The sequence below is a fragment of the Candidatus Merdisoma sp. JLR.KK006 genome, from assembly GCF_036941035.1.
GTDB lineage: Bacteria > Bacillota > Clostridia > Lachnospirales > Lachnospiraceae > Laedolimicola.
This window is the reverse complement of record NZ_JAYMNS010000032.1, coordinates 1-21,540: the sequence shown is the minus strand read 5'-3', so window position 1 is coordinate 21,540 and position 21,540 is coordinate 1. Positions and strand designations below refer to the sequence as shown.

Genomic DNA, 21,540 nt, shown 5'->3' with positions numbered 1-21,540 from the left:
CATTGCGGAACCGAAATAGGAGGCTAAATTGACAAAACTGGAGAAAAAGTGGATTCTCTATGATGTGGGCAACTCGGCTTTTGTACTGCTGGCAGCCACCATCATTCCAATATACTATAAAAATATAGCGGAGGCCAGCGGAATCAGTGCGGCGGATTCTACCGCATATTTCAGCTATGCCACATCCATTGTGACAATTATTGTTGCGATTCTTGGCCCGGTTCTTGGTACGTTGGCGGATACCAAGGGATTTAAGAAGCCGGTGTTTACTTTTTTCGTTATGATGGGCGTCCTGGGCTGTGCCGGGCTTGCCGTCCCCAAAACCTGGCTTATTTTTCTGGCGGTCTATGTATTGGCTAAAGTTGGATTGAATGCGAGTTTGGTCTTCTATGATGCTATGCTGGGGGATGTGACCACGGACGAACGGATGGATGTGGTATCGGCCCAGGGCTATGCCTGGGGATATATCGGAAGCTGCATTCCCTTTATTTTCAGTCTGATTTTTGTGCTGTTCTCCGATTCCATTGGCATCGGCATAAATACGGCTATGACGATTGCATTTTTGCTCAATGGAGTCTGGTGGCTTCTGGTGACGCTGCCCCTGTTAAAGGCTTATGAACAGAAGCATTATGTGGAGCGCTCGGCGCACCCGGTACGGGATAGCTTTGGCCGTCTGGCCCATATTTTTTCGGAGATTCGGACAAAGCCTGCCATCTGGTATTTTCTGCTGGCTTTCTTCTTCTATATAGACGGCGTGTATACGATTATTGATATGGCAACCTCCTACGGGAAAGATGTGGGAATCAGTGATACGAATCTTTTGCTGGCGCTGCTGCTGACTCAGGTGGTGGCATTTCCATGCTCCATTCTTTTTGGACACCTCTCCAGGCGGGTGCGCAATACCGTGCTGATTCAGGCTTCCATTATCGGGTATTTCGGCGTGGTGCTGTTTGCCCTGCAGCTTGACGAGACCTGGGAGTTCTGGTTTCTGGCCGTGTGGGTGGCAGTGTTTCAGGGGGCGATTCAATCCCTGTCCCGGTCTTATTTTGCGAAAATTGTTCCGAAGGAGAAGGCGACGGAGTATTTTGGATTCTTTGATATCTTCGGTAAGGGGGCGGCTTTTATGGGAACGCTGCTGATGGGAATTTCCACCCAGCTTTTTGATACCTCCAGAGCGGGCGTGTCCGTGCTGGCGGTGATGTTTGCCGCAGGCTTTGTCCTGTTCCGTATGGCGGTTCGGAGGGCTGACGCATAGGATAATAGAAAAGCAAAAAGGAGCTGCTTTTCTATGAATCGTGTGCGGGAGCTTGTAGGAGCTTCGGCGGCTTACCGTCTGGGCTATGACGGAACAGGCGTTGGGGTAGCGGTACTGGATTCGGGCATAGACCCACAGCATCCGGATTTAAAAGGGAGGATGGTTTATTCCTATAACTATATTGGACGAAATCAGGATGGGGCGGATGACTGCGGTCACGGAACTCACATTTGTGGAATTATAGGGGGAACAGGTACGGCATCCGGCGGCAGGTATCAGGGACTTGCGCCGGGATGCCATTTTGTGTCTTTGAAGGTTTTAGACAGGATGGGGAACGGCAACAGTAAGGCGGTGGTGGAGGCTCTTCACTGGCTGATGGATCATGGGAGAGAGTATGACGTGCGGATTATCAACATTTCCATGGGAAGTACGGCACCTCAGTATTCGGAAAAATCGGGGCTTTTGGAAGCGGTGGAGGAAGCCTGGGACGCAGGCTTTATTGTCTGTGCCGCCGCCGGAAATCAGGGACCGGATCGCTCAAGCATCACTGTTCCGGGAACCAGTCCCAAGGTGATTACGGTGGGAAGCTCCGACGACAATCAGGCGGTAAAGGTGATGGGAAGACGCAGGGCCAATTATTCGGGGAGAGGCCCTACATTGGCCTGTGTCTGTAAGCCGGACGTAGTAGCGCCCGGGGCGTATATTGTCTCCTGCAATGCCTGGTGGAGAAAGCCCGGGACAGGAGCTTATACAACGAAATCCGGAACCTCCATGGCAACTCCGGTGGTGTCCGGAAGTCTGGCCCTGCTGCTTTCCGGGCAAAAGGAGCTGACCAATAAGGAGGTTAAAATATTGCTGTCCACATCTTGCCGGAATCTGGGTTTTCCCAGGAATCAGCAGGGGTGGGGGATGATCTGTGTGCCGGGACTCTTGGGACAGGAGACGGAGCTTTGCCGGAAAAGATGAATGTTAATAACGGAATAGGTGCTGCACTCTTTTTGTATAGTATGAAAATACACCAAAGTTAAATTTCTTTATAACAAATTGAAATAAATATTGCAAACCCCTTTTCTTGCGTATATCATGAAATTAATGTGATGGGCAACAGGAACACAGAGGAGGAAGATTAAAAATGCAGGGGAGAAAACACACACCCTGCGGGTATCCCTTTTATGCACAAAATATGTGCGGGGAAAAGAAAGGAGAAGAAAGGAGAAGAAGTATGCAGCATGGCGTCTATTATGCTTATTGGGAGAGAGAATGGAAAGGGGATTACAAGCGTTATGTTCAAAAGGCGGCGAAGCTGGGGTTTGATATTCTGGAGATTGTGGCAGGTCCTCTGCCGGATTACACGGAAGAAGAACTGCATGACTTAAGGGCCTGCGCCCAGGAGAACGGAATCCGCCTTACGGTGGGATACGGTCCGGCGCCGGAGAATAATATTGCATCCGCAGATCCGAAAGTGCGGGAACATGCGTTGGAATTTTACAGGGATTTGTTTGAAAGAATGGAAAAGATCAATGCCACATTGATTGGCGGCGCCATTTATTCCTGCTGGCCCATTGATTACAGCAAGCCTGTGGATAAAAAAGGCGACTGGGAACGGGGAATCGAGGGAATGGCAAAGCTGGGCAGGATTGGCCTTGATTACGGAATTGAGACAATCGGACTGGAGGTGCTGAACCGCTTTGAAAATCATGTGCTGAATACCTCTAAGGAGGGCACGGAGTTTGTTCAGTCCGTCCGCCGGCTGGAGCCAAAGGCCGTGAATGTAAAGGTTATGCTGGATACGTTCCACATGAACATTGAAGAGCAGAGCATCGGGAATGCCATTCGGACTGCCGGCAGCCTGCTGGGACATTTTCATACGGGAGAGTGCAACCGCATGGTTCCGGGGCAGGGCAGGACGCCCTGGAGGGAGATTCATGATGCTCTGGCGGAAATCGGGTATGACGGCACGGTTGTGATGGAGCCTTTTGTGATTCCGGGAGGAACCGTTGGAAAGGATATTAAGGTTTGGAGAAATATTGTGGAGGATACCAGTGAGGAAGCCCTTGACAGGGATGTGAAAGAGGCTTTGAGATTTCAGAGGTATATGTTGGGATAATGATTGTAAAATAAGTGGATGCCCGGAGGTCTGTTGGATAACCGGGCATTCTTTTGGTTTCATTTCCGTCTTTAACCGGTTGTATGATTAGGAGGCTGTTGGGAAATAAAGCAGCCTCTTAACTTAGCTCAATATTTTTTATGATGGCAATCAGGTTTTTCAGAAGAGGATTACAGGAACCGTTTTTGTAAAAAATGCCATAGGATAGAGGAGCGCTGTTTTTCAGCGGTACACAGACAATATCGGAGTTGATAAAACGCATCTGCTGCAAAACGGAACAGCCGTATCCGGCACGGACCAGGGTAAGAAGCACCTGAAGATTTTCGCAGATATATGCAGATTCCGGCAGGATATGCTGTGAGATGCGGTTTTGTACTTCCACAGCCTTTGAGGGAACGGAGTATGAGTTGCAGACGATGATATTTTCGGACAGAAGTTCATCTTCATGAATCTGGTCCCTGAAGGCATAAGGATGTCCGGCAGGCAGTACGCAGCAGAGGGGGATGCAAAATCAGCGAGATTATGGACGTATCATTTCTCTGGGAGTATTGTTTGTCGCAATTGATTCCGGTATGGCGGGAATGATTCGTGCGGACGGCGGCCCGAAATACAGTATGGCCGGCCTCCTGGCTGGATGCATTACGAATATCATTCTTGATCCGATTTTCACGCAGGCTGCTATTGTGGTGGTAATGGCAGTTACAAATAATATACTGGTATCCTATGGTGCAAAATCGGTCTATGGTGCGGAGATTCCTTTGACAACCATAGGCATTACCATGAAAGTGAATCAGATTATTTCCGCCATTACGATTGGACTGGCAACGGGAGCAAAGCCGATTTTTGGCTATAACTACGGAAGCGGACAAAAGGAGAGAGTAAAGCAGACATATAAGATTGTACTTGTTTCTGCAACGGTTGTTTTAGTATTGGCTTTTTTTATCTTCCAATTTGCACCTATGAGCATTGTCCGGCTATTTGGAGCAGAATCGGATCTGTATAATGAATTTGCAGTGAAATGCTTTAAGCTCTTCCTTTTGGCATGCCCTATCAACGGCCTGCAGATGTGCTTGCATTTATAACGACTTTGGTTATGTTAAAAATTTATTGGAAAAAAATTTAAGGGTATTTTCAGATACGGGGAAATATTATTGCAATAAAAGGGTGATGTTAAAGAGGCGGCATTGGCGGATTATACGTTGTAGGGCAGATTTATTTATGCTACACTGATAATGAAGAGGGCAGTGTTTACTGGGGAGAGGGGAAAAATGTATGTAGCAAGTGTATTTTATCAGAGAGAAGAGGGGGTTGAGGTACCGGAGGGTACAACGCTTTTGGAAGCGGAGAGATTGGCCGGCCTGGTTCCGGATGCCCCCTGTGGAGGAACCGGAACTTGCGGAAAATGTCAGGTGCTTGTGAATGGAAAAAAGATACAGGCGTGTAAGATGAAGGTTCGGGAAAATCTTAATGTGGATACAGCGGTATCCTCTTCTTCTGGAAATGCGGTCATATTAACAGGAGGCTTTTCCGGACCGGCTGTTCTCAAGCCGGGAATCGCAGTTCATCAGATTGAACTTAAGAAAACGGTACCTGGGGATAAACGGTCAGATTGGGAGCGGTTGTTATAGATATTCGAGACGAAAAAAGGAATTATTGCTTTGCTGCTTTTGATATAGGAACGACTACATTGGCAGGGTATCTTTTGGATGCAAAGGACGGTCGTGTGTCAGCGGTAGAAAGCAGGATGAATCCGCAGATACAGTATGGCGCTGACGTGATTATGCGGTCGGATTATGCGCTTGCCTATGGGACAAAGGTACTGAGTGAGTGCATTCAAAGAGAATTGAATGATATGGTTGGGTGCCTTGTTAAACAGGCGGATAAGGAACGAACGGATATTCTTCAGGTATGCGTTGTGGGAAATACCTGCATGCATCATTTGTTCCTGGGAATTTCCCCCGCATGGCAGCCGGCCGGCTGTTGGGCTGTGCGGTTCCGGACTTTTGGATCTGACGGCTCAGCTGCAGCAGCAGGGCCTGATGGATGAGAACGGGAATCTTGAAAGCGGTCAGGAAAATCCGAAGACTTTTCTTCTGGTGCCGCCAAAGGAATCAGGAAATGAACGAGGCGTGTATCTGACCCAAAAGGATATTCGGGAGATACAGCTTGCAAAGGCAGCCATTGCTGCCGGAATCCGGATTTTGATGAAAACGCTTTCGGTGACAGAGGAAGAAATTTCCTGCCTTTATATTGCCGGGGCTTTTGGCAATTATATAGATCCCATCAGCGCAGGTATCGTTGGGTTGATTCCCCGGTCCCTGGTCAGCCGGATAAAGCCCATTGGAAATGCGGCGGGAGAGGGAGCCAGGATTGCGCTTTTAAATAAGGATGAACGGAATATGGCAGACAAGCTGGCGAAGAGCGTGCAATTTGTGGAGCTGGCAAAAGGGCAGGGCTTTTCTCAAGCTACGCCCCTTGACTGTCATACGATTGAATTGAAGCCGGAAGTGCGGCAGATGTGCGAGGCAAATAACTGCCGTATGTATGACAAGTGCTGGAGCTGTCCTCCGGGGTGCGGAACGCTGGATGAATGCCGGGAAAAGGTTGTTCACTATCAACAGGGGATACTTGTACAGACTACCGGACTATTGGAAGATGATTTTGACGGCGAAGCCATGATGGAAACTGAGGCGCTGCATAAAAAGCATTTTTATGAATTTGAAAAGATTCTAAGAGAACTGTATCCGGGCATGCTTCCTATTGGAGCCGGGTGCTGTACCAGATGTCAGAAGTGTACGTATCCGGATGAACCCTGCCGTTTTCCCAAAGAAGCATTTTCATCCATGGAGGCTTATGGCATTGTGGTTGCCAGGCTTTGTCAGGCAAATGGGCTGGCTTATTATTACGGGCCCTGTACGATTACTTATACGAGCTGTTATCTTCTGGAATAATTATAAGCCGGGGAGCCAAAGGCCCCAGCTTTTTGTCTGTGCTTTTTATTTTGATAAAACTATATATACGAACATATGTTTGGATGATGTGATGAAACGAAAAGAGGGATATGAAACCCAAGGCATAAAAGGTATGAAAAGCAGAACAGGAGGTGCATGAAGGATGGAGAATAAGATATATCTGTAGGCGATCTGGTTACGGCGGAATATTTTCAAGATGGAATATACGTGACACAGACGGGCTGTGTCACAAAGATAGACGAGACAGGCAGAGTATTAAAGCTGGAAAGACAAAAACTGGTATCAGTAGATCAGGTCATAGGATAACCTGCCCGAAGAATAAGATAGAGAGAATAATATGATGCTATTGTCCGCATACTGCGGACGATGACAAAGCGGGGGAAGACAATGGCAGAAGATTGCAGAGATAAGATTATGTCAGATGAGTATGTGGATTTTATATGGAAGTCAGACTACAATGTGAGAGAGCTTGAGCGTCTGTACCCTCAGTACTGTGTGCAGATTCTCAATGATTTTTATGCTGTTTTTTATGTGGAGTCACGGATATTGGAGCAAAACCGTCTTCCCTACAGCTATGAGGTATTTCCTATACTCTATACGCTTCTGGAAAATGAGAGTCTGGAGAAAAGCGGTATTATGCAGCTTTTGGAGCATTCGGTACTGCAGCTTCGGGGGGAGGGCGTGATTGTCGGTGTCATCGATACGGGAATCGACTACACCAATGACTGCTTCAAAAATATGGATGGCACCACCCGGATTCTGGAGATCTGGGATCAGGCGGATCAGAGTGGCCGCCTTCCGGAGGGAATCGGTTACGGAAGTGTTTATAGTCAGGAAGAAATCAACCAGGCGTTGGCAAGTGATGATCCATTTTCCGTGGTGCCAACCAGGGATGAATCGGGACACGGCACACAGGTTGCCAGCATAGCGGCGGGAAGCGTAGACGACAGCCGGGGGTGGACGGGGGCGGCTCCCATGGCGGATCTGGCTGTGGTTAAGCTAAAGCCTGCCAAAAAGCGTCTGATGCGGTACTACATGGTCCGTCCGGATGCTGAGGCTTATCAGGAAAATGACATTATGATGGGTGTCCGCTACTTAAACGAGCTGGCCTTTCGGGAAAAAAAGCCATTGGCTCTTTGTATTGCTCTTGGAAGCAACCGGGGCGGTCACGAGGGGACGACACCCCTTTCCGCCACCCTCAATGCAGTAGGTGCCCGTTCTGGTCGTTGTGTAGTGATTGCCGGAGGAAATGAAGCCAACCAGGGACATCATTTTTACGGAAATCTTAAGGACGGCCGTCCCTATGAAGAGGTGGAGCTTCGTGTTGCGGAGGGAGAATACGGGCTTGCCATGGAGCTCTGGAGCAGTACGCCGGATCTTCTGTCCATCTCCATGATTTCACCATCGGGAGAAGAGATTCCCCGGATAAGCTCAAGCCTGATAGGACAGCAGTATAACTTTATTTTTGAACGGACCGTAGTGTATATTGATTTTCAGGCCCTTGATCCCAACAGTGGAGAAGAACTGATTCTGATTCGCATGTACGCACCCTCACCGGGGGTATGGAGACTGAGAGTGTACGGAACGAGCATCATTCACGGTATTTACAACATCTGGCTTCCGGTAAAGGGATTTATATCAGAGGGGACTGTTTTTCCCAATTCCAATCCGGACATTACCCTTACTTCTCCGGCCAATGCGGAGACACCGATTGCAGTGGCTGGCTATCAGGTCCAGAATGACAGCATCTACATAGCGTCCAGCCGGGGCTACACCCGGAGAGGGCGTATCAAGCCGGATATTGCGGCTCCCGGTGTGGAGGTGTGCGGCTTTGAGCCGGGAAACCGGATTGCCTGCCTGACGGGAACCAGTGCGGCGGCAGCCATAGCAGCAGGGGCGGCAGCACTTCTTCTGGAATGGGGGATTGTGCGGAATAACCGTCCGTCTATGGGGACCTTTGAGATCAAGCAGTTAATGATCCGGGGGGCCAGACGTGATCCCAGGGATCTTTATCCGAACCGATCCTGGGGGTCATATGCTATTATTGTGCTAAGTTAGTAAGAAGCCAGTAAAATCAAGGGTTTCTGCTGATTTAGTCCTAAGTAAAAATGGCTGTGAAAACAGCAAAAAATGATCGAAACGGGCCTGTTTTGAATCGTGAAGCCGGAAATGAAGCAAACTTGGCACTAAATAACCATTAAGGAATGCGGTGCATTCCAAAGTATGGGAAATTTGGAGGGAGGATAGGGAAATCAATAATTGTAAGCAGGACTAAATTAGCTTTTTGTGGACAAGTGTCGCATTACCACAGCTAGTTTAGTCCTGCTTTTTTATTACAAATACCATAAAAAGAGATGGAGGAGAACAGAGTGAATAAACATATCGAGGTTATTGGAATTGATCACGGCTGGTCTGGGATGAAGACGGTCAGCCAGGCGTTCACCACAGGAGTAAAGGAAATCACAACAGAGCCGGCATTTTATGAGGATGTGGTGGAGTTTCAGGGGGCCTACTACAAGGTGGGCGGCAAGCGGTTGGAAGTAAGGGAGTTAAAGGTGGAAAATGACAACTTCTATATCCTTACCCTGGCGGCTGTCGCAAAGGAGTTGAACCGGAGGGGAATGAGAAATGCAAATGTTCTTTTATCCGTGGGCCTGCCCCTCACACGCTTCGGAGCAGAAAAGCAGGACTTCATCAGCTATCTGGCAAGAGATAAGGAGGTTGCTTTCCGGTTTGAAAAGGGGCAGTATCAAATGAAAATTGCAAGGGTATCCGTATTTCCCCAATGCTATGCGGCGGTAGCGGACAGGCTTAAGGCACTTCCGAACCGAGTGGTGGTTGTGGATATCGGGAGTTGGACCATAGACATCATGCCTATTGAAAATTCAGCTCCCAATGAAGCGGAGTGCATCACCATTAAGCAGGGTTTGATTAAGTGCATGAGAACCATGAATGAGCAGTGCGTCCGTCAGCTTGGCAATGAGATTGAGGAAGAGGACATCCAGGAGGTCATAAGAACCGGAAAGGGGGGCCTGCCGCAGAAGTACCTGGAGATTGTGAAAGACTGTCTGAGGGAGTACGCAGAGAAAGTCTATTATACACTGATGGAACACGGCTATAATCTTGACATTGCCGAGATCGTGTTTGTGGGCGGCGGAGCCAGGGTAATGAAAAGCTTTGGGAGCCACAGGGGGAGCAACATTCAATATATCGAGGATGTAAAGGCGAACGCAAAGGGCTATGAGTATCTTGGCAGGATGTATCTTTCCACCCATAAAAAAGAGTTGGGAATGGGGTGAGGAAAATCGCAAAGGGGAACATTGTCTATCACAATCTGCGGATGAATCTGGACAACGAACAGCATAGACGGGTGCATCTGGTTCTGTCAAAGCTGAATGTAGAGATTCATAAATCGGTCAACCAGTTCCTTATAGATGCGGCGGATTTTTATATCCGGAGCTTTCAGGAGGATCGGCTCCTTAAAGAGAACGAAAAGGAGACAAAGTATATTTCCAGGCAGGAATTGGAGAACGTCCGCAGGGAGTTGAGGGAAGAAGTGAAGAATGAGATCATCGTATTGCTTGGGACGGCGTTGACGAAAGGAACGGGAAGATTTCAGGGAATCGGGGACGAGCAGGGATCAGGCACCTACGGGGGCTTTGAAGAGGAAGAAAAAGAGGACAACCCGGTAGTAGAAAGCCTGGCGGATGGTTGGGGATAGTCCAGCTAAGAAATGTTAAGTGTTTCCCTGAAATATTTTCTGCTGGACGGTAAAGTCACAAAGACGCACGAGAGGAACTTTCATGAGTGCCCTTTCGAATGGAAGTTCCTCTCATTACAGGTGTGTCGAAGTGACTTTACCCTTTAGTACTGTTGCGTAGCAACTTAAAATAGGAGGAAAGCAAATGGTAGGAATGGTTTTGCGGAAAACGGGTATTTTTCTTTTAACCGTATTGAAATGGGGATTGCTTATGTTGTTATGGGTGCTAAAGCTGACGCTTGGAATGGCAAAGCTGTTTCCACTGTTGTTTGCCCTGGTGGTCAGAATGGTGCTAGTAGTCTGTACCGGAAATCCTTGTGCATAGTTCCGGTCTATTTCTCCGATAGCACAGGTCAAAAAGCCTCGCCGTAGCACCACTACGTCTGCGTTTTTTGACCTGCACTCTCGGAAAAATATCCTCAGAAATATGCACAAGGATTTCCGATATGGACTACTAGTAATGACGGGAGTTGCAGGACGGAGGTGAGAAGAAATGACAAGGGCAAGGGACAGTCCAAAAGAATAGATGCAGCGTATTTGACAGCCGAAAGTGGCTGTCTTTTTTTGTTGGTAGAAAGGAGAGGACGGCATGAGAAATATAAAATGTAAGCGGATGATTGCAGTCATACTGGCGGCGGTCACGTGTATGATGAATTGCGGTTTGTCTGCGGCGGCATCTGAGCCGGGAGCAACCGGAGAGACCGTGGTAGAAATAGTGGAAGAAACAGTGGAAGAGACCGTAGAAGAGACGGCAGGAGGAACGGTTAAAGACACAATTAAGGACATCATTGAGGACACAGAGACGAACACGGACAAGGCAGGAAACGGCACAGATACAAAGGATATCGCATCGGATGGTGTGTCTGCCGACTTGACAGAGGACCTGCCGGATGGAGCGACCAAAGAAGAGAAAAGTGAGAAAGCAGTTGAAGAGGAAACAGTTGAAGATCCGGAGCCGGAGACCTCCGGTGGGCGTACCGACATTTTCTACGGCGAGCAGAGCATGGAGGAAATGATTCATCTGTTAAGCACGGACGTGGACAAGGATTCCTTTTTCCAGTATTCGATCTGGGATTTCCTGGACGTGGAAGATTTGGAGTACTTGAACGAGAACGGCCTTACCCTGGACGATCTGTATGCGGTTATGACGGGGGCTGACGAATATGATGCTTATGCGGATGGCTTGTCCAAGATTCTGATGAAAATGAACGAGACTGGAATCGCCGTGGCTTCCGTAGGGGAAACGGCCACCGTATCCTTTTCGTCCAACGTCTCAAGCGGCAGGCTGGGAGCGATCGGGGCTTTTGGTTCCGGTGATCACGGTCCCATGAAGCAGATCCGTCTGAACGGAGAGGAAGCGTTCTGCATTCTGTACGGCGGAGCCTGCTCAACGGGCATGACGTACACGGCGGTGTCCCCGGAGGAACTGGGGATCTCCGATGAACAGGCGGATCTTCTGGTTAAGATCTATGGCTGGTACTTGGAAGCACAGGCCATCCACAATAACACGGGAAATTATGCCATTACCCAGGCGGCCATGTGGCTTGTGCGGAACAACCGTTGGGGAAGTGCCGAGAGCATGGCGGCGGCCATCAGCCCCATGCTGGCACAGATATCCGTATTGAATACGCAGCTTGCGACGGATCTGTTCAAATCCATGGCCCAGTGGGTAAAGGATGCCGACGACGGACGTGTGACAAGCGGCGTGGAGTTCTGGTCCTATGGGCCGAATCAGTATCTCCTGACAGGCGGTTCCTGGATGTCGAAACCAAAGGAATATTCCGCCTACGTGGTTCTGGATAAGAAAGATGCCATAACGGGAGCAGGCATTTCCCAGAACGTGCAGTTTAGGATCTACGAGGATAATGGAACGGATACGGGGGCCATCTTTCAGCGAAGCGGCGACACCTACACGTCCTCCGTCATCACAACCACAACGCCGGGAAAGGGCTATTATGTGAAAGAAATATCCACTCCCAACGGCTATCTCGCAGACAACAATCACTATCACTTTTCCATTTCCGAGGGGAATTCCAATGCGGAAAAGGTAATCAGCAATGCAGGGGGCGTATTTGCCAATCAGCCCTACTGGGTAAGAATCCGGATTCCCAAAACAGATGCCGAGACGGGAAAGCAGATCGTGAACCAGGCGGTATTTACCGTGACAGCGGAAAATGGAAGCCTTTCGGAGCAGGTGACATTCCAGAAGCAGGCGGACGGAAGTTATCTCTCTTCCAGGGTTTATTTCAATGAATCCAACGGGGGAAGATTCTATGTGCAGGAAACAAAGGCTCCGTCAGGCTACTATGGCGACTGGGCCAATGAGGGAGCCGGGAAAACGGCAGGCAGCAACACGAATAAGGTGAAATATAGCTTTCAGGCAAATCAGGGGCTTCACGGCCAGACCGTGACCATTGCAAATGCAGGCGGCAAGTTTGCAAATGAGCACGTGACGGGCAGGATTTCCATGATCAAAAAGGACACGGAGAGGAAAACCAACAAGAGCCAGGGAGACGCAACGCTGGAGCACGCCGTTTACGGCCTGTACGCAAAGGAGAACATCCTGCATCCGGACGGGGTAACGGGAGTGCTTTATAAAAAGGATGAGCTGGTGACACGCCTGGAAACGGACGCTTCCGGCAGGGCATCCGCAGAGGGCCTGTACCTTGGCAAGTATTATTTGCAGGAAATCACGCCCTCCGAGGGGTATCTTCTGGATACCACAAAGTATGACGTGGTACTGGCTTATGGTGACGAGACAAAGCAGGTCGTGGTGCAGAATAAGGACGTATTTGAGCAGGTAAAGAAGCAGGCATTTGAAATGATTAAGGTGGGGGATGACGGCGAACATTCGGAAGCGGAGCTTTTGCAGGCAGGCTTCACCATTTATCTTATTCGTGATCTGAGTAAGGTAAAGGACGGAACCATTGTGCCGGACGAGAACGGGAATTATCGCAGAGAGGATTTTGCGGACTACGATTTTTCCGGGGAAACGGCGGCGGTTGATTACGCTCACAATTCCGAGGGCGAGGTGATCCCGGAGCTTTTCACGGACGGTAAGGGATTCCTGCGTAGTCCGGAGCTGGCTTACGGCTCTTATGTGGTGGTTGAGACCACCGTGCCGGATGAGTACGTTCGTATTGAGCCTTTTATTGTAAGGGTGACGGAGGACAGCCGGACGGCCCAGACGTGGAGAGTGTTTATAGACGACGCTTTTAGGGCCAAAATTAAAATCGTGAAAGGGGACAGTTCTTCCAGTGAGACGATTTTAAAAGAGGGCACAAAATACCGCATCTATGACATGAAAAAGGAAAAGTATGTGGAGCAGTGGATCACCTATCCCAACAAGGTCTGCTATGGTACGGAGGAAAGGCCCTATGCCGTATCCAAGGACGGATATCTTTTGACACCGGACACGCTCCCGGTAGGAAACTATCGCCTGGAGGAAGTGCAGGCCCCGGACGGCTACGTGCTGAATGGGTACGAGGGGTACAGCGAAAACGGAGTATTGGTAGAAGCCCCCAGGGATGCGATGATTTTCCGGATCAGTACGGGGGAAGCCTACCAGGTTGACGGGGACACAAAGGAAGCGGTCATTACCGTGGTACAGGAAAATGATCGGCAGGTGGGGGCATTGCGTCTCTACAAACAGGGAGAAATGCTTAACTCCTATGACGGGGACTTCCGGTATGTGTTTGCCGGAATCAAGGGGGCGGAGTTTTCCGTTTATGCAAAGGAAGAGATTCTATCTCCGGATAATCAGGGCACGGTCCTCTTGGAAAAGGATCAGCTTGCAGGAACCATTACGACGGGAGAGGATGGAAAAGGATACGTGGACAGCCTGCCCCTTGGCTCCTATTATGTAGTGGAAACAAAGGCAGGGGATGGCTTTGTACTGAATACGGAGGTGCAGGAGTTCACCATATCTTATGCAGGCCAGGAGGTCTGCGTGGTTTACGAGGACATGTCCTTTACCAACGCACGGCAGAGGGTGTCCCTTTCCATTGAGAAGAAAGACGTGGAGACAAAAGAGCCGGTTTCCGGTGCGGTTTTTGGACTGTATGCCGGGGAACCCATTGAAAACCGTTTGGGGGAAGTCATTGTTGAGACGGATACCTTGTTGGAAACGGTAACCTCGGATGAGATGGGATGTGTGGCATTCACAAAGGACTATCCTTTTTTCTCTTATTATGTGAGAGAGCTGGAACCTCCAAAGGGCTATATTACCAATGGGGAAACGGTGGTATTTGAGCCGGCTTATCAGGGACAGGAGGTTGAAGCAGCGGAGTATGGCAGGGAATTTTTCAATATGCCCACGATTACGGAAGTAACGAAAGAGGACATTGCCAGTGGTACGGAGTTGTCCGGAGCCACCTTAAGCGTTCTTGATGAAGAGGGAAACGTGGTTGACACATGGACTTCTCTTGCAGGGGAAAAGCATGTGATTAAGAGACTGGAAGCAGGTAAGACCTATATTCTTCGGGAGGAATATGCTCCTTATGGCTATCTGAAAGCACAGGACGTGGAATTTACCGTGGAGGATACGGGGGAGGTCCAAAGTGTGGTAATGCAGGATGAAGTCCCAACGGGAACCATCATCGTGAACAAGGATGGGGAGTTTTTGCAGGATGTCAAGGCATTGGAGGAACACTGGTATGACGTGATTTTTCAGTATTTCAAAAAATCCCTTGCAGGCGTGACGTTCAAGGTTTATGCGGCGGAGGACATCGTAAGTCCGGACGGGCTTGACACCCTTTACTATGAGAAAGATCAGCTTGTGGGGGAGATTGTAACAAATGACAAGGGGATAGCGAATCTTCAGGAGCTTCCTTTGGGGAAATACTATCTTGTGGAGACAAAGACCCTGGAGGGCTTTGTGCTGAATCAGGAGCCACTGGAAGCGGACTTGTCTTATGTGGATCAGGATACAAAGATCGTTTATGCAGGCATGAATGTCACCAATGAGCGACAGAGAGTACGGATTACGGTAACAAAGGCGGACGCAGAGACAAAGAAAGCACTGGGGGGTGCGGTTTTTGGTCTTTATTCGTCGGAAAACATTGTGAATGGGGACGGCAGGGTTGTAGCCGCAAAGGACAGCCTTGTGGGAAAGGCCGTGACCTGGAAAGACGGAAGATGTGTATTTTCCAACGATTTGCCCCTTGGACGGTATTATGTGAAAGAAATGGAAGCCCCCAAAGGGTATGTGCTAAGTGAGGATGTTTTCCAACTGGATGCTTCTTATCAGGGTGAGTATGTCAAGGTGATTGAGTTTCAGGCGGCATTTGAGAATTACCCTACGAAGCTTGAGATCTCTAAGACGGACATTACCGGAGAGCATGAATTGGAGGATGCGGTTCTGACCATTCTTGACAAGGATGGGCGTGTGGTGGAAACGTGGAAATCCAACGGGACACCCCACTATATCGAGCGTATTCCCACCGGGGAGTACACGCTGCGAGAAGAGACGGCACCCTATGGATATAAGATTGCTACGGACGTGAAGTTTAAGGTGGAGGATACAAGGGAAATCCAGAAAGTCTCCATGAAAGATGAGGTTGTCCTTGGCAGGATTCTCATTGAGAAAACGGATAAGGAGACAAAGAAAAGTATCAAGGGTGTTGAGTTTGAGATCCGTGATGAAGATGGCGAAGTGATTGAAACGCTTGTGACGGATCGGGATGGTCATGCGGAATCTGGGGAGCTTCCTATTGTGGTCTTTCAGGATGGAACGTATGCGGAGGATATCAAGTATTTCGTTGTGGAGACAAAGGCGGCGGAGGGGTATATTCTTGACAGTACGCCCCATGAGGTGGTGTTGAAGTATGAGGGGGACGCACCGGATTTTGTGAGGTATCACTTGAAGCTGACGAACCAGGCAACGGGGGAGAAACTGCCGCAGACTGGGGATTGGTTGAATCCTTGGGTGTTTGGCGGATTGGGATTGATTTTGATGGCGATAGGGGGTGTTGTGTTAAGGAAGAAGTGTAGATAAGATTAAGGGTAGGATTTTCTGCTCGATTTATTTCGGGCAGAAAATCTTGGTGAAAATTGGTATGGGAGGTGATATAATAAGATAAATCCAGGTGGTAAAAACGGAAAGAATTTGCTATAAATACATTAGATTTAAAATAGTGGGGGAACTAATGAAAAAGGTAAAAATTATAGTAAAGAGGATTTGTAATTTCGTTCGTCTAAAGCTTGAGAATTTAATACAGAAAATAGATAAATATCAAAATGAAAGATTCCATGATTTGGCCCCAACAGATGAATTAGATGCTAGCAGAGAGTATTTTAAAGCACTTGATTGGGCATTAAGAAATGACAAGATAACGAATATTGCTTTGTCAGGACCATATGGTTCCGGTAAAAGTAGTATTATTCAGTCCTATATGAAAAAGCATCGCTGGCTAAAGGCTATCAATATATCGCTGGCTACTTTTGTGGAACTGGAAGAGTTTGATGGGGAACAAAACCAAGCCAAGAAGCCGTATGTGCAAGAGAAGTTAATAGATGTAGGGGAGAAAAGGATAGAAGAGGGTGTTTTAAAACAGCTTTTTTATAAAGTAGATCATAAAAGGATACCGAGAAGCAGATATAGAAAATTATATAGAGTTAGTAAGTTGAAAATTTTTTTAATTACTATTTTAGCTTTGGCTTTTATTGCTTTAGGCATTTTTTATTTTATGCCTGAAATTTGGGACAAAGGAATTGAGCATATTTATTTGTTTGGGGCCTATCACGGTTTAAGTAAAATAAAATCTTGGCTTGTTGTTTTGTTCTTTGGTTTAATAGTGATATGGGTTATTTCCCTCTTATTATGGATATTATTGACCAGTTATAAGGTAAAAGAGGTCAATCTGGCTGACAAAGCGGCAATTACGAAGCAGGATGAGAACAATGAATCTATATTTGATAAAAATATGGATGAAATCATATATTTTTTTGAGGAAACACCTTATAAAGTTGTTTTTATTGAAGATTTAGATCGTTTTAAAAGTCCTGAAATATTTGTGAGATTAAGGGAATTAAACACGATTTTAAATAACTATGAAAAGATACGCCGAAAAATAGTCTTTGTTTATGCAATTCGTGATGATATATTTATGGACAAAGACAGAACGAAATTTTTTGACTTTATTATACCAGTTGTTCCAGTGATTAATTCTACCAATTCGAACGAAAAACTATTAGAATTTTGGAGAAAGGATATAGAAAAAATCGGCGTGGTAGATAAATATGCTATCACACCAGAGTACATTATGGCAGTATCTCCTTATATTGATGATATGCGTGTTTTGATTAATATCTATAATGAATTTATCATTTACAAGAATACATTGAGTAAAGAACAAAAGTTAAAACTTGATGATGTCCAAATGATGTCGTTGATGATATTTAAAAATTTGCGTCCAAATGACTTTGCTAAATTACAAATGGAGAAAGGTGTTGTAAAGGATGCTTTTAGATGTAAAGAAAGATTTGTGAAAAATCAAATTGGAAAATTGGAGGAAGAGAAAAAGAGTATATCTGAAAAACTGAAATTAATTGATAATGATATATTATTAAATGAAAAAGAATTGAAATTAATTATTTTATGCAGATTAAAGGAAAACTCTGAAATTCCCACACGAATTTATGTGAAGGGCCATTGGTATGACTTTTCTGTTATTATGGAAGAGGGGTTTGATATTGAAAAATTATATAATAAACAAATTACCGTGGATTACCGTCACTATAATACGAAAGATGTAAATGGTATTAATATTTTGGATGAGAAAGTAAGTGGACAATATAGCTATATAGAACGCTATAGAGCCCTACTGAATAGTGCACCAGAAAAAAGGGCGATACTTCAAAAGGAAATTTCTTCTATAACAGATAAAATTTCTAAAATGAGAAATATATCATTCAGTGAATTATGTGAAGCTTATGAACCAAAAGATATTTTAGATTTTAATTATGATGATAATTTATTTTTGATATTTGCCCTTAGACATGGTTATATAGATGAAAAATATGTTGATTATATAAATTATTTCCATGCCAACAGCATTACGAATAGTGATATGAATTTTATATTAAATGTAAGAAATCATGGAGGAATTGACTATTGGGCTAATCTGAATAAAATAGAGGAAGTAATAGAACGATTGAATGTTAATGAATTTGAACAAAAGGAAATTTATAATTTTGATTTATTGGATTATCTGTTGGAGTATGAGAGAGACAGTGAAAAATGTCAAAAATTTATAAAGCAGTTATCGGATGAAGATGAATCTAGTTGGGATTTTATTTATACATTTATAGATTTAGGAATATATGAAAATACGGATTTGCTTATTCAAATGTTGGGAAGCGTATGGAAAGGAATGTGGGATTATATCTATAAAAATCCATTGCTGACAGATACAAATAAACTATTTTATTTAGAATTACTACTTAGAAATTGTAATATAGAGCAGATAAAGGGGTTTAATACCAATAAAAAAATCACAGATTATTTCATTAATAAGCCTGATATTTTGCAGGAATTGGCAGATGTAGAAATAAATCAGATGAAAGATATTATTGAAGAATTAGAGATTAAATTTGTAGAATTAGAAACAGAGGGAGTTCCTGAGGAGCTTTTAGAATGGATTTTCGATAACTGTTATTATGTGATTAATCTTCCAATGCTTCAAAATATTGTAAAACAAAAAAAGGAAGATGTTTTAAATGGTTTAGAAACTGCGAATTATACGATACTTAGGTCTTTGGAATATCCGCCGGTCTGCGAATATATTGATGAGAATTTTGAAGATTATATTAATGATGTGGTATTACAAATTCCGACAAATATATATGAGTCAGAAGAATCCATAAATATTATGATTCAAAAAATGCAGGCGGATCCAGATTTGTGTAAAGAGATTATAAAAAAAGAAGATGTTTCTATAAAAGATCTTTCACAATGCTGCCTGGAAATAGTTGAAGAGAAAGGGGGAGAAGCAAAATGGATCTGGGATACTTACTTGGATACAGGAAAAGTAATTCCCTCTTGGAGAAATGTATTATTTTATTTTCAGTATTTCGGATTAACAGTATCACTTCAAGACTTTATATCTGCCAAAATTGATGAGCTAATTTTGGATTCTGTTAAAGAAACCAATACTGTTTTTACAGAAGCCATTCTGCTACAAGATTTTGATATATCCGTTTATCGAAAATTAATAAAAATCTTTAGACTGGAAAACTTTGACCATTCTTTGAGTAATTTTACGAGGGAGCAGGTAGAAGCCTTAATAGAATCAAAATATTTTAAAATTAGTCCAGAGCAGTATTTAGACTTAAAGCAATATTATCCGGAACAATGTCTCCAATTCATTATATTGAATAAGGATGATTTTATCAGGCAGATTGAAAGTTATGAATTGGATGAAACACACGTAGAAGAGTTACTGGATTCAAATAAATTAACAGAAAATGAGAAAAAGGTAATCATCGAAGCTATAGGGAAAAATCACATTACTGAGAAAATGGCATTTGTAATCCGTGAAATGACAATTCCATTGGAAAAAGAGATTGTGAATACTGCATGGGAGTTACTGCCAAACGAGAAATGCCATCAGTTATTATTAAACCAAATACAAATATTTAGCAGGGCCGAATTAAGTGAAAAGTTTAATTCTTTAGGGGATGTTTATAAGCCTTTAGCAGATAGATCACGGCGTCATACAGTAAAATTGTTTCATAATGAATACAACCGGAAATTAGCAGAATATTTGTATCAGAAAGATTATCTAACAAGTAAAGAGAATGTTATGATTAAAGTAAATGGAAAAGAAGAGCCCTATATTCAGTGCAGGGTGAAACAGATAAAAAGTAACGCTAAAGCATAATATAGATTTGTATACAATATTGGAAGGAGGGACATGGTATGCAGATAAATTATTATATAAAGTGTTATATTTGCGGAAAAGTTAGTAATTTGAAATATCAAATGGGTTTTTCAAGGCGACATCCGATTCGATTTAAATGTCCATGTGGAGTGTCGCTTAGAGGAGAATTCAGTAATAAAAATGGTATTAGTTTTGAAAATGGACAAATAATAAATAATGAGTTGAATGAACTCCCAGCGTTAATTGTTTATTCGTCAGGAGATTTCCTTACAGAACCGCCTTTTGTTCCGATGGAAGCATCACAACTTTTGGGGCTAACCTCATTTATGAATGCAACGGAATACCTTAATTATGATGATTTTAGGAAAGAGTTTTCTTTTGTAGTTGAATACAGAGATAAATACCACCCAATTAATAGAGCAATTAATGAATTGTATTTTGCAAATAATGAATCTCTTTTGATTGAAACAATAAAGAAGAATTATAGTAATCCAGTTTACAATTTACAAACCAACAATAGTATTGATATATTTAGAGCAGTTGCCAAGATAAATCAATTTCAATTTTTAAATTCTAAAGAGTGTAATGCTGTTTTAAAAATAACATCGCTTTTTAAAAAGGCTATTATAGAAAAGCGATCGGAATTAGAGCGATATCTTTCTTACTTAAATACATTAAATCGTTTAGAAGAGTGGAAAAAACGAATATATAAATTGTGCGATTTGGTCTATGAGAAAATAGATTTATTAATACCAATTATTAGTGTTGATTTTTATAAGGGTAATAAAGGGGAGATGTTAGATGGAAGATTTGCAATAACAACAACGTCTTTTGAGGATATTAAACAACTATATGTTGATTTGTATGAGCTTATAGCAGATGTTCTTGTACTATTAGTTGGCTTTGATAATGTATTAGAACGTGGTGATTATGAAAAAATTAAGCCGGTTGAGGGATTAAGGGTTAATTCTTTATCCAATATGGTGAGTATGAGAAATAAAGGCAACATAATAAAATTTCTTGATAATGGCGGTATAGCAAGTGATTTGGTTTGTAAATGTTTGAGTGCAGATACAAGGAATAGTATTGGCCATTATGACTATGATTCGGAGGAAATAGCGAATAGTCTGGGACAAAAAATAAGATTCTATAATGTAAACAATAAAGAAGAGTTCGAAGAAAAAACACTTGCACAGATTTGTTATGATATTTGGCAGATGTATAATTGTATGGGAATATTTAGTGAGTTGATATATCGGTTACAAATGTATAATAAAAAATTAGAAGGACAGTATCCCTCAGAGTGCAATGATTTGTATAAAACAATAATTGGATATGGCAAAAAGAAAATATATCCAAATGATAAATGTCCGTGTGGAAGTGGATTGAAGTATAAAAAATGTTGTGGGAAAAACTAAATTATTCAATTGTAAATAAGAGTACCTATTTGATATGATATTTAAAATATAACTATTACATAAGCCGAGGAGCCGAAAGCCCCGGCTTTTCTTTTGCTTAAAATTAACGGAGGGCACCCATATGAGAATCATTCAGCGTGGAATACC

General features: G+C 44.4%; 15 protein-coding genes. 14 read left to right on the top strand and 1 reads right to left on the bottom strand.

What is annotated here, in order from left to right; translation table 11 throughout:
- Positions 1 to 28 precede the first annotated feature (28 nt).
- The 3 genes from VSQ61_RS18815 (at position 29) to VSQ61_RS18805 (ending at position 3,362) form a co-directional block, all read left to right on the top strand.
- Complete coding sequence (locus VSQ61_RS18815; protein ID WP_334345931.1) at positions 29 to 1,255, top strand: MFS transporter; 1,227 nt, start codon at positions 29 to 31, stop codon at positions 1,253 to 1,255.
- A 33-nt stretch (positions 1,256 to 1,288) separates the two neighbouring features.
- Complete coding sequence (locus VSQ61_RS18810; RefSeq protein ID WP_334345929.1) at positions 1,289 to 2,221, top strand: S8 family peptidase; 933 nt, start codon at positions 1,289 to 1,291, stop codon at positions 2,219 to 2,221.
- Positions 2,222 to 2,387: 166 nt separating this feature from the next.
- On the top strand, positions 2,388 to 3,362 hold the full coding sequence (locus tag VSQ61_RS18805; RefSeq protein WP_334345928.1) for a D-psicose 3-epimerase: 975 nt from the start codon (positions 2,388 to 2,390) through the stop codon (positions 3,360 to 3,362).
- Positions 3,363 to 3,480: 118 nt separating this feature from the next.
- On the opposite strand, the gene VSQ61_RS18800 is transcribed toward VSQ61_RS18805, so the two are convergent.
- Positions 3,481 to 3,867 (bottom strand): LysR substrate-binding domain-containing protein, encoded by a 387-nt coding sequence (locus tag VSQ61_RS18800; protein ID WP_334345960.1) that lies wholly within the window; start codon positions 3,865 to 3,867, stop codon positions 3,481 to 3,483.
- Here VSQ61_RS18800 and VSQ61_RS18795 point away from each other — a divergent pair.
- The 11 genes from VSQ61_RS18795 to VSQ61_RS18745 all read left to right on the top strand — a co-directional run bounded on the left by VSQ61_RS18795 (position 3,866) and on the right by VSQ61_RS18745 (position 21,393).
- A complete protein-coding gene (locus tag VSQ61_RS18795; protein WP_334345927.1) occupies positions 3,866 to 4,444 on the top strand; it encodes an MATE family efflux transporter in 579 nt (192 codons plus the stop codon). The two genes, VSQ61_RS18800 and VSQ61_RS18795, sit on opposite strands and share 2 nt — an antisense overlap.
- A 186-nt stretch (positions 4,445 to 4,630) precedes the next feature.
- Positions 4,631 to 4,990 (top strand): 2Fe-2S iron-sulfur cluster-binding protein, encoded by a 360-nt coding sequence (locus tag VSQ61_RS18790; RefSeq protein WP_334345926.1) that lies wholly within the window; start codon positions 4,631 to 4,633, stop codon positions 4,988 to 4,990.
- Positions 4,972 to 5,409, top strand: a complete 438-nt coding sequence (locus VSQ61_RS18785) for a hypothetical protein (protein WP_334345925.1) — start codon at positions 4,972 to 4,974, stop codon at positions 5,407 to 5,409. The genes VSQ61_RS18790 and VSQ61_RS18785 overlap by 19 nt, the downstream gene beginning before the upstream one ends.
- Positions 5,366 to 6,313 carry a DUF2284 domain-containing protein gene (locus VSQ61_RS18780; protein ID WP_334345924.1) on the top strand — a complete coding sequence of 316 codons (948 nt, stop codon included), beginning with the start codon at positions 5,366 to 5,368 and terminating at the stop codon, positions 6,311 to 6,313. Before VSQ61_RS18785 ends, VSQ61_RS18780 begins: the two co-directional genes overlap by 44 nt.
- Before the next feature lie 408 nt (positions 6,314 to 6,721).
- Positions 6,722 to 8,392, top strand: coding sequence for a S8 family peptidase (locus VSQ61_RS18775; protein WP_334345923.1), 1,671 nt, complete (start codon positions 6,722 to 6,724; stop codon positions 8,390 to 8,392).
- 311 nt (positions 8,393 to 8,703) lie between these two features.
- Positions 8,704 to 9,633, top strand: a complete 930-nt coding sequence (locus tag VSQ61_RS18770; protein ID WP_334345922.1) for a ParM/StbA family protein — start codon at positions 8,704 to 8,706, stop codon at positions 9,631 to 9,633.
- Positions 9,630 to 10,055: an SPX domain-containing protein gene (locus tag VSQ61_RS18765; RefSeq protein WP_334345921.1), complete on the top strand. Its 426-nt coding sequence runs from the start codon at positions 9,630 to 9,632 to the stop codon at positions 10,053 to 10,055. The genes VSQ61_RS18770 and VSQ61_RS18765 overlap by 4 nt, the downstream gene beginning before the upstream one ends.
- Before the next feature lie 184 nt (positions 10,056 to 10,239).
- Positions 10,240 to 10,419, top strand: a complete 180-nt coding sequence (locus VSQ61_RS18760) for a hypothetical protein (RefSeq protein WP_334345920.1) — start codon at positions 10,240 to 10,242, stop codon at positions 10,417 to 10,419.
- A 264-nt stretch (positions 10,420 to 10,683) separates the two neighbouring features.
- Positions 10,684 to 16,089 (top strand): SpaA isopeptide-forming pilin-related protein, encoded by a 5,406-nt coding sequence (locus VSQ61_RS18755; protein ID WP_334345919.1) that lies wholly within the window; start codon positions 10,684 to 10,686, stop codon positions 16,087 to 16,089.
- A 151-nt stretch (positions 16,090 to 16,240) separates the two neighbouring features.
- Positions 16,241 to 19,975: a YobI family P-loop NTPase gene (locus tag VSQ61_RS18750; protein ID WP_334345918.1), complete on the top strand. Its 3,735-nt coding sequence runs from the start codon at positions 16,241 to 16,243 to the stop codon at positions 19,973 to 19,975.
- 38 nt (positions 19,976 to 20,013) lie between these two features.
- Entirely contained in the window at positions 20,014 to 21,393 is a 1,380-nt protein-coding gene (locus tag VSQ61_RS18745) for a YecA family protein (protein WP_334345917.1), read from the top strand.
- Positions 21,394 to 21,540 lie beyond the last annotated feature (147 nt).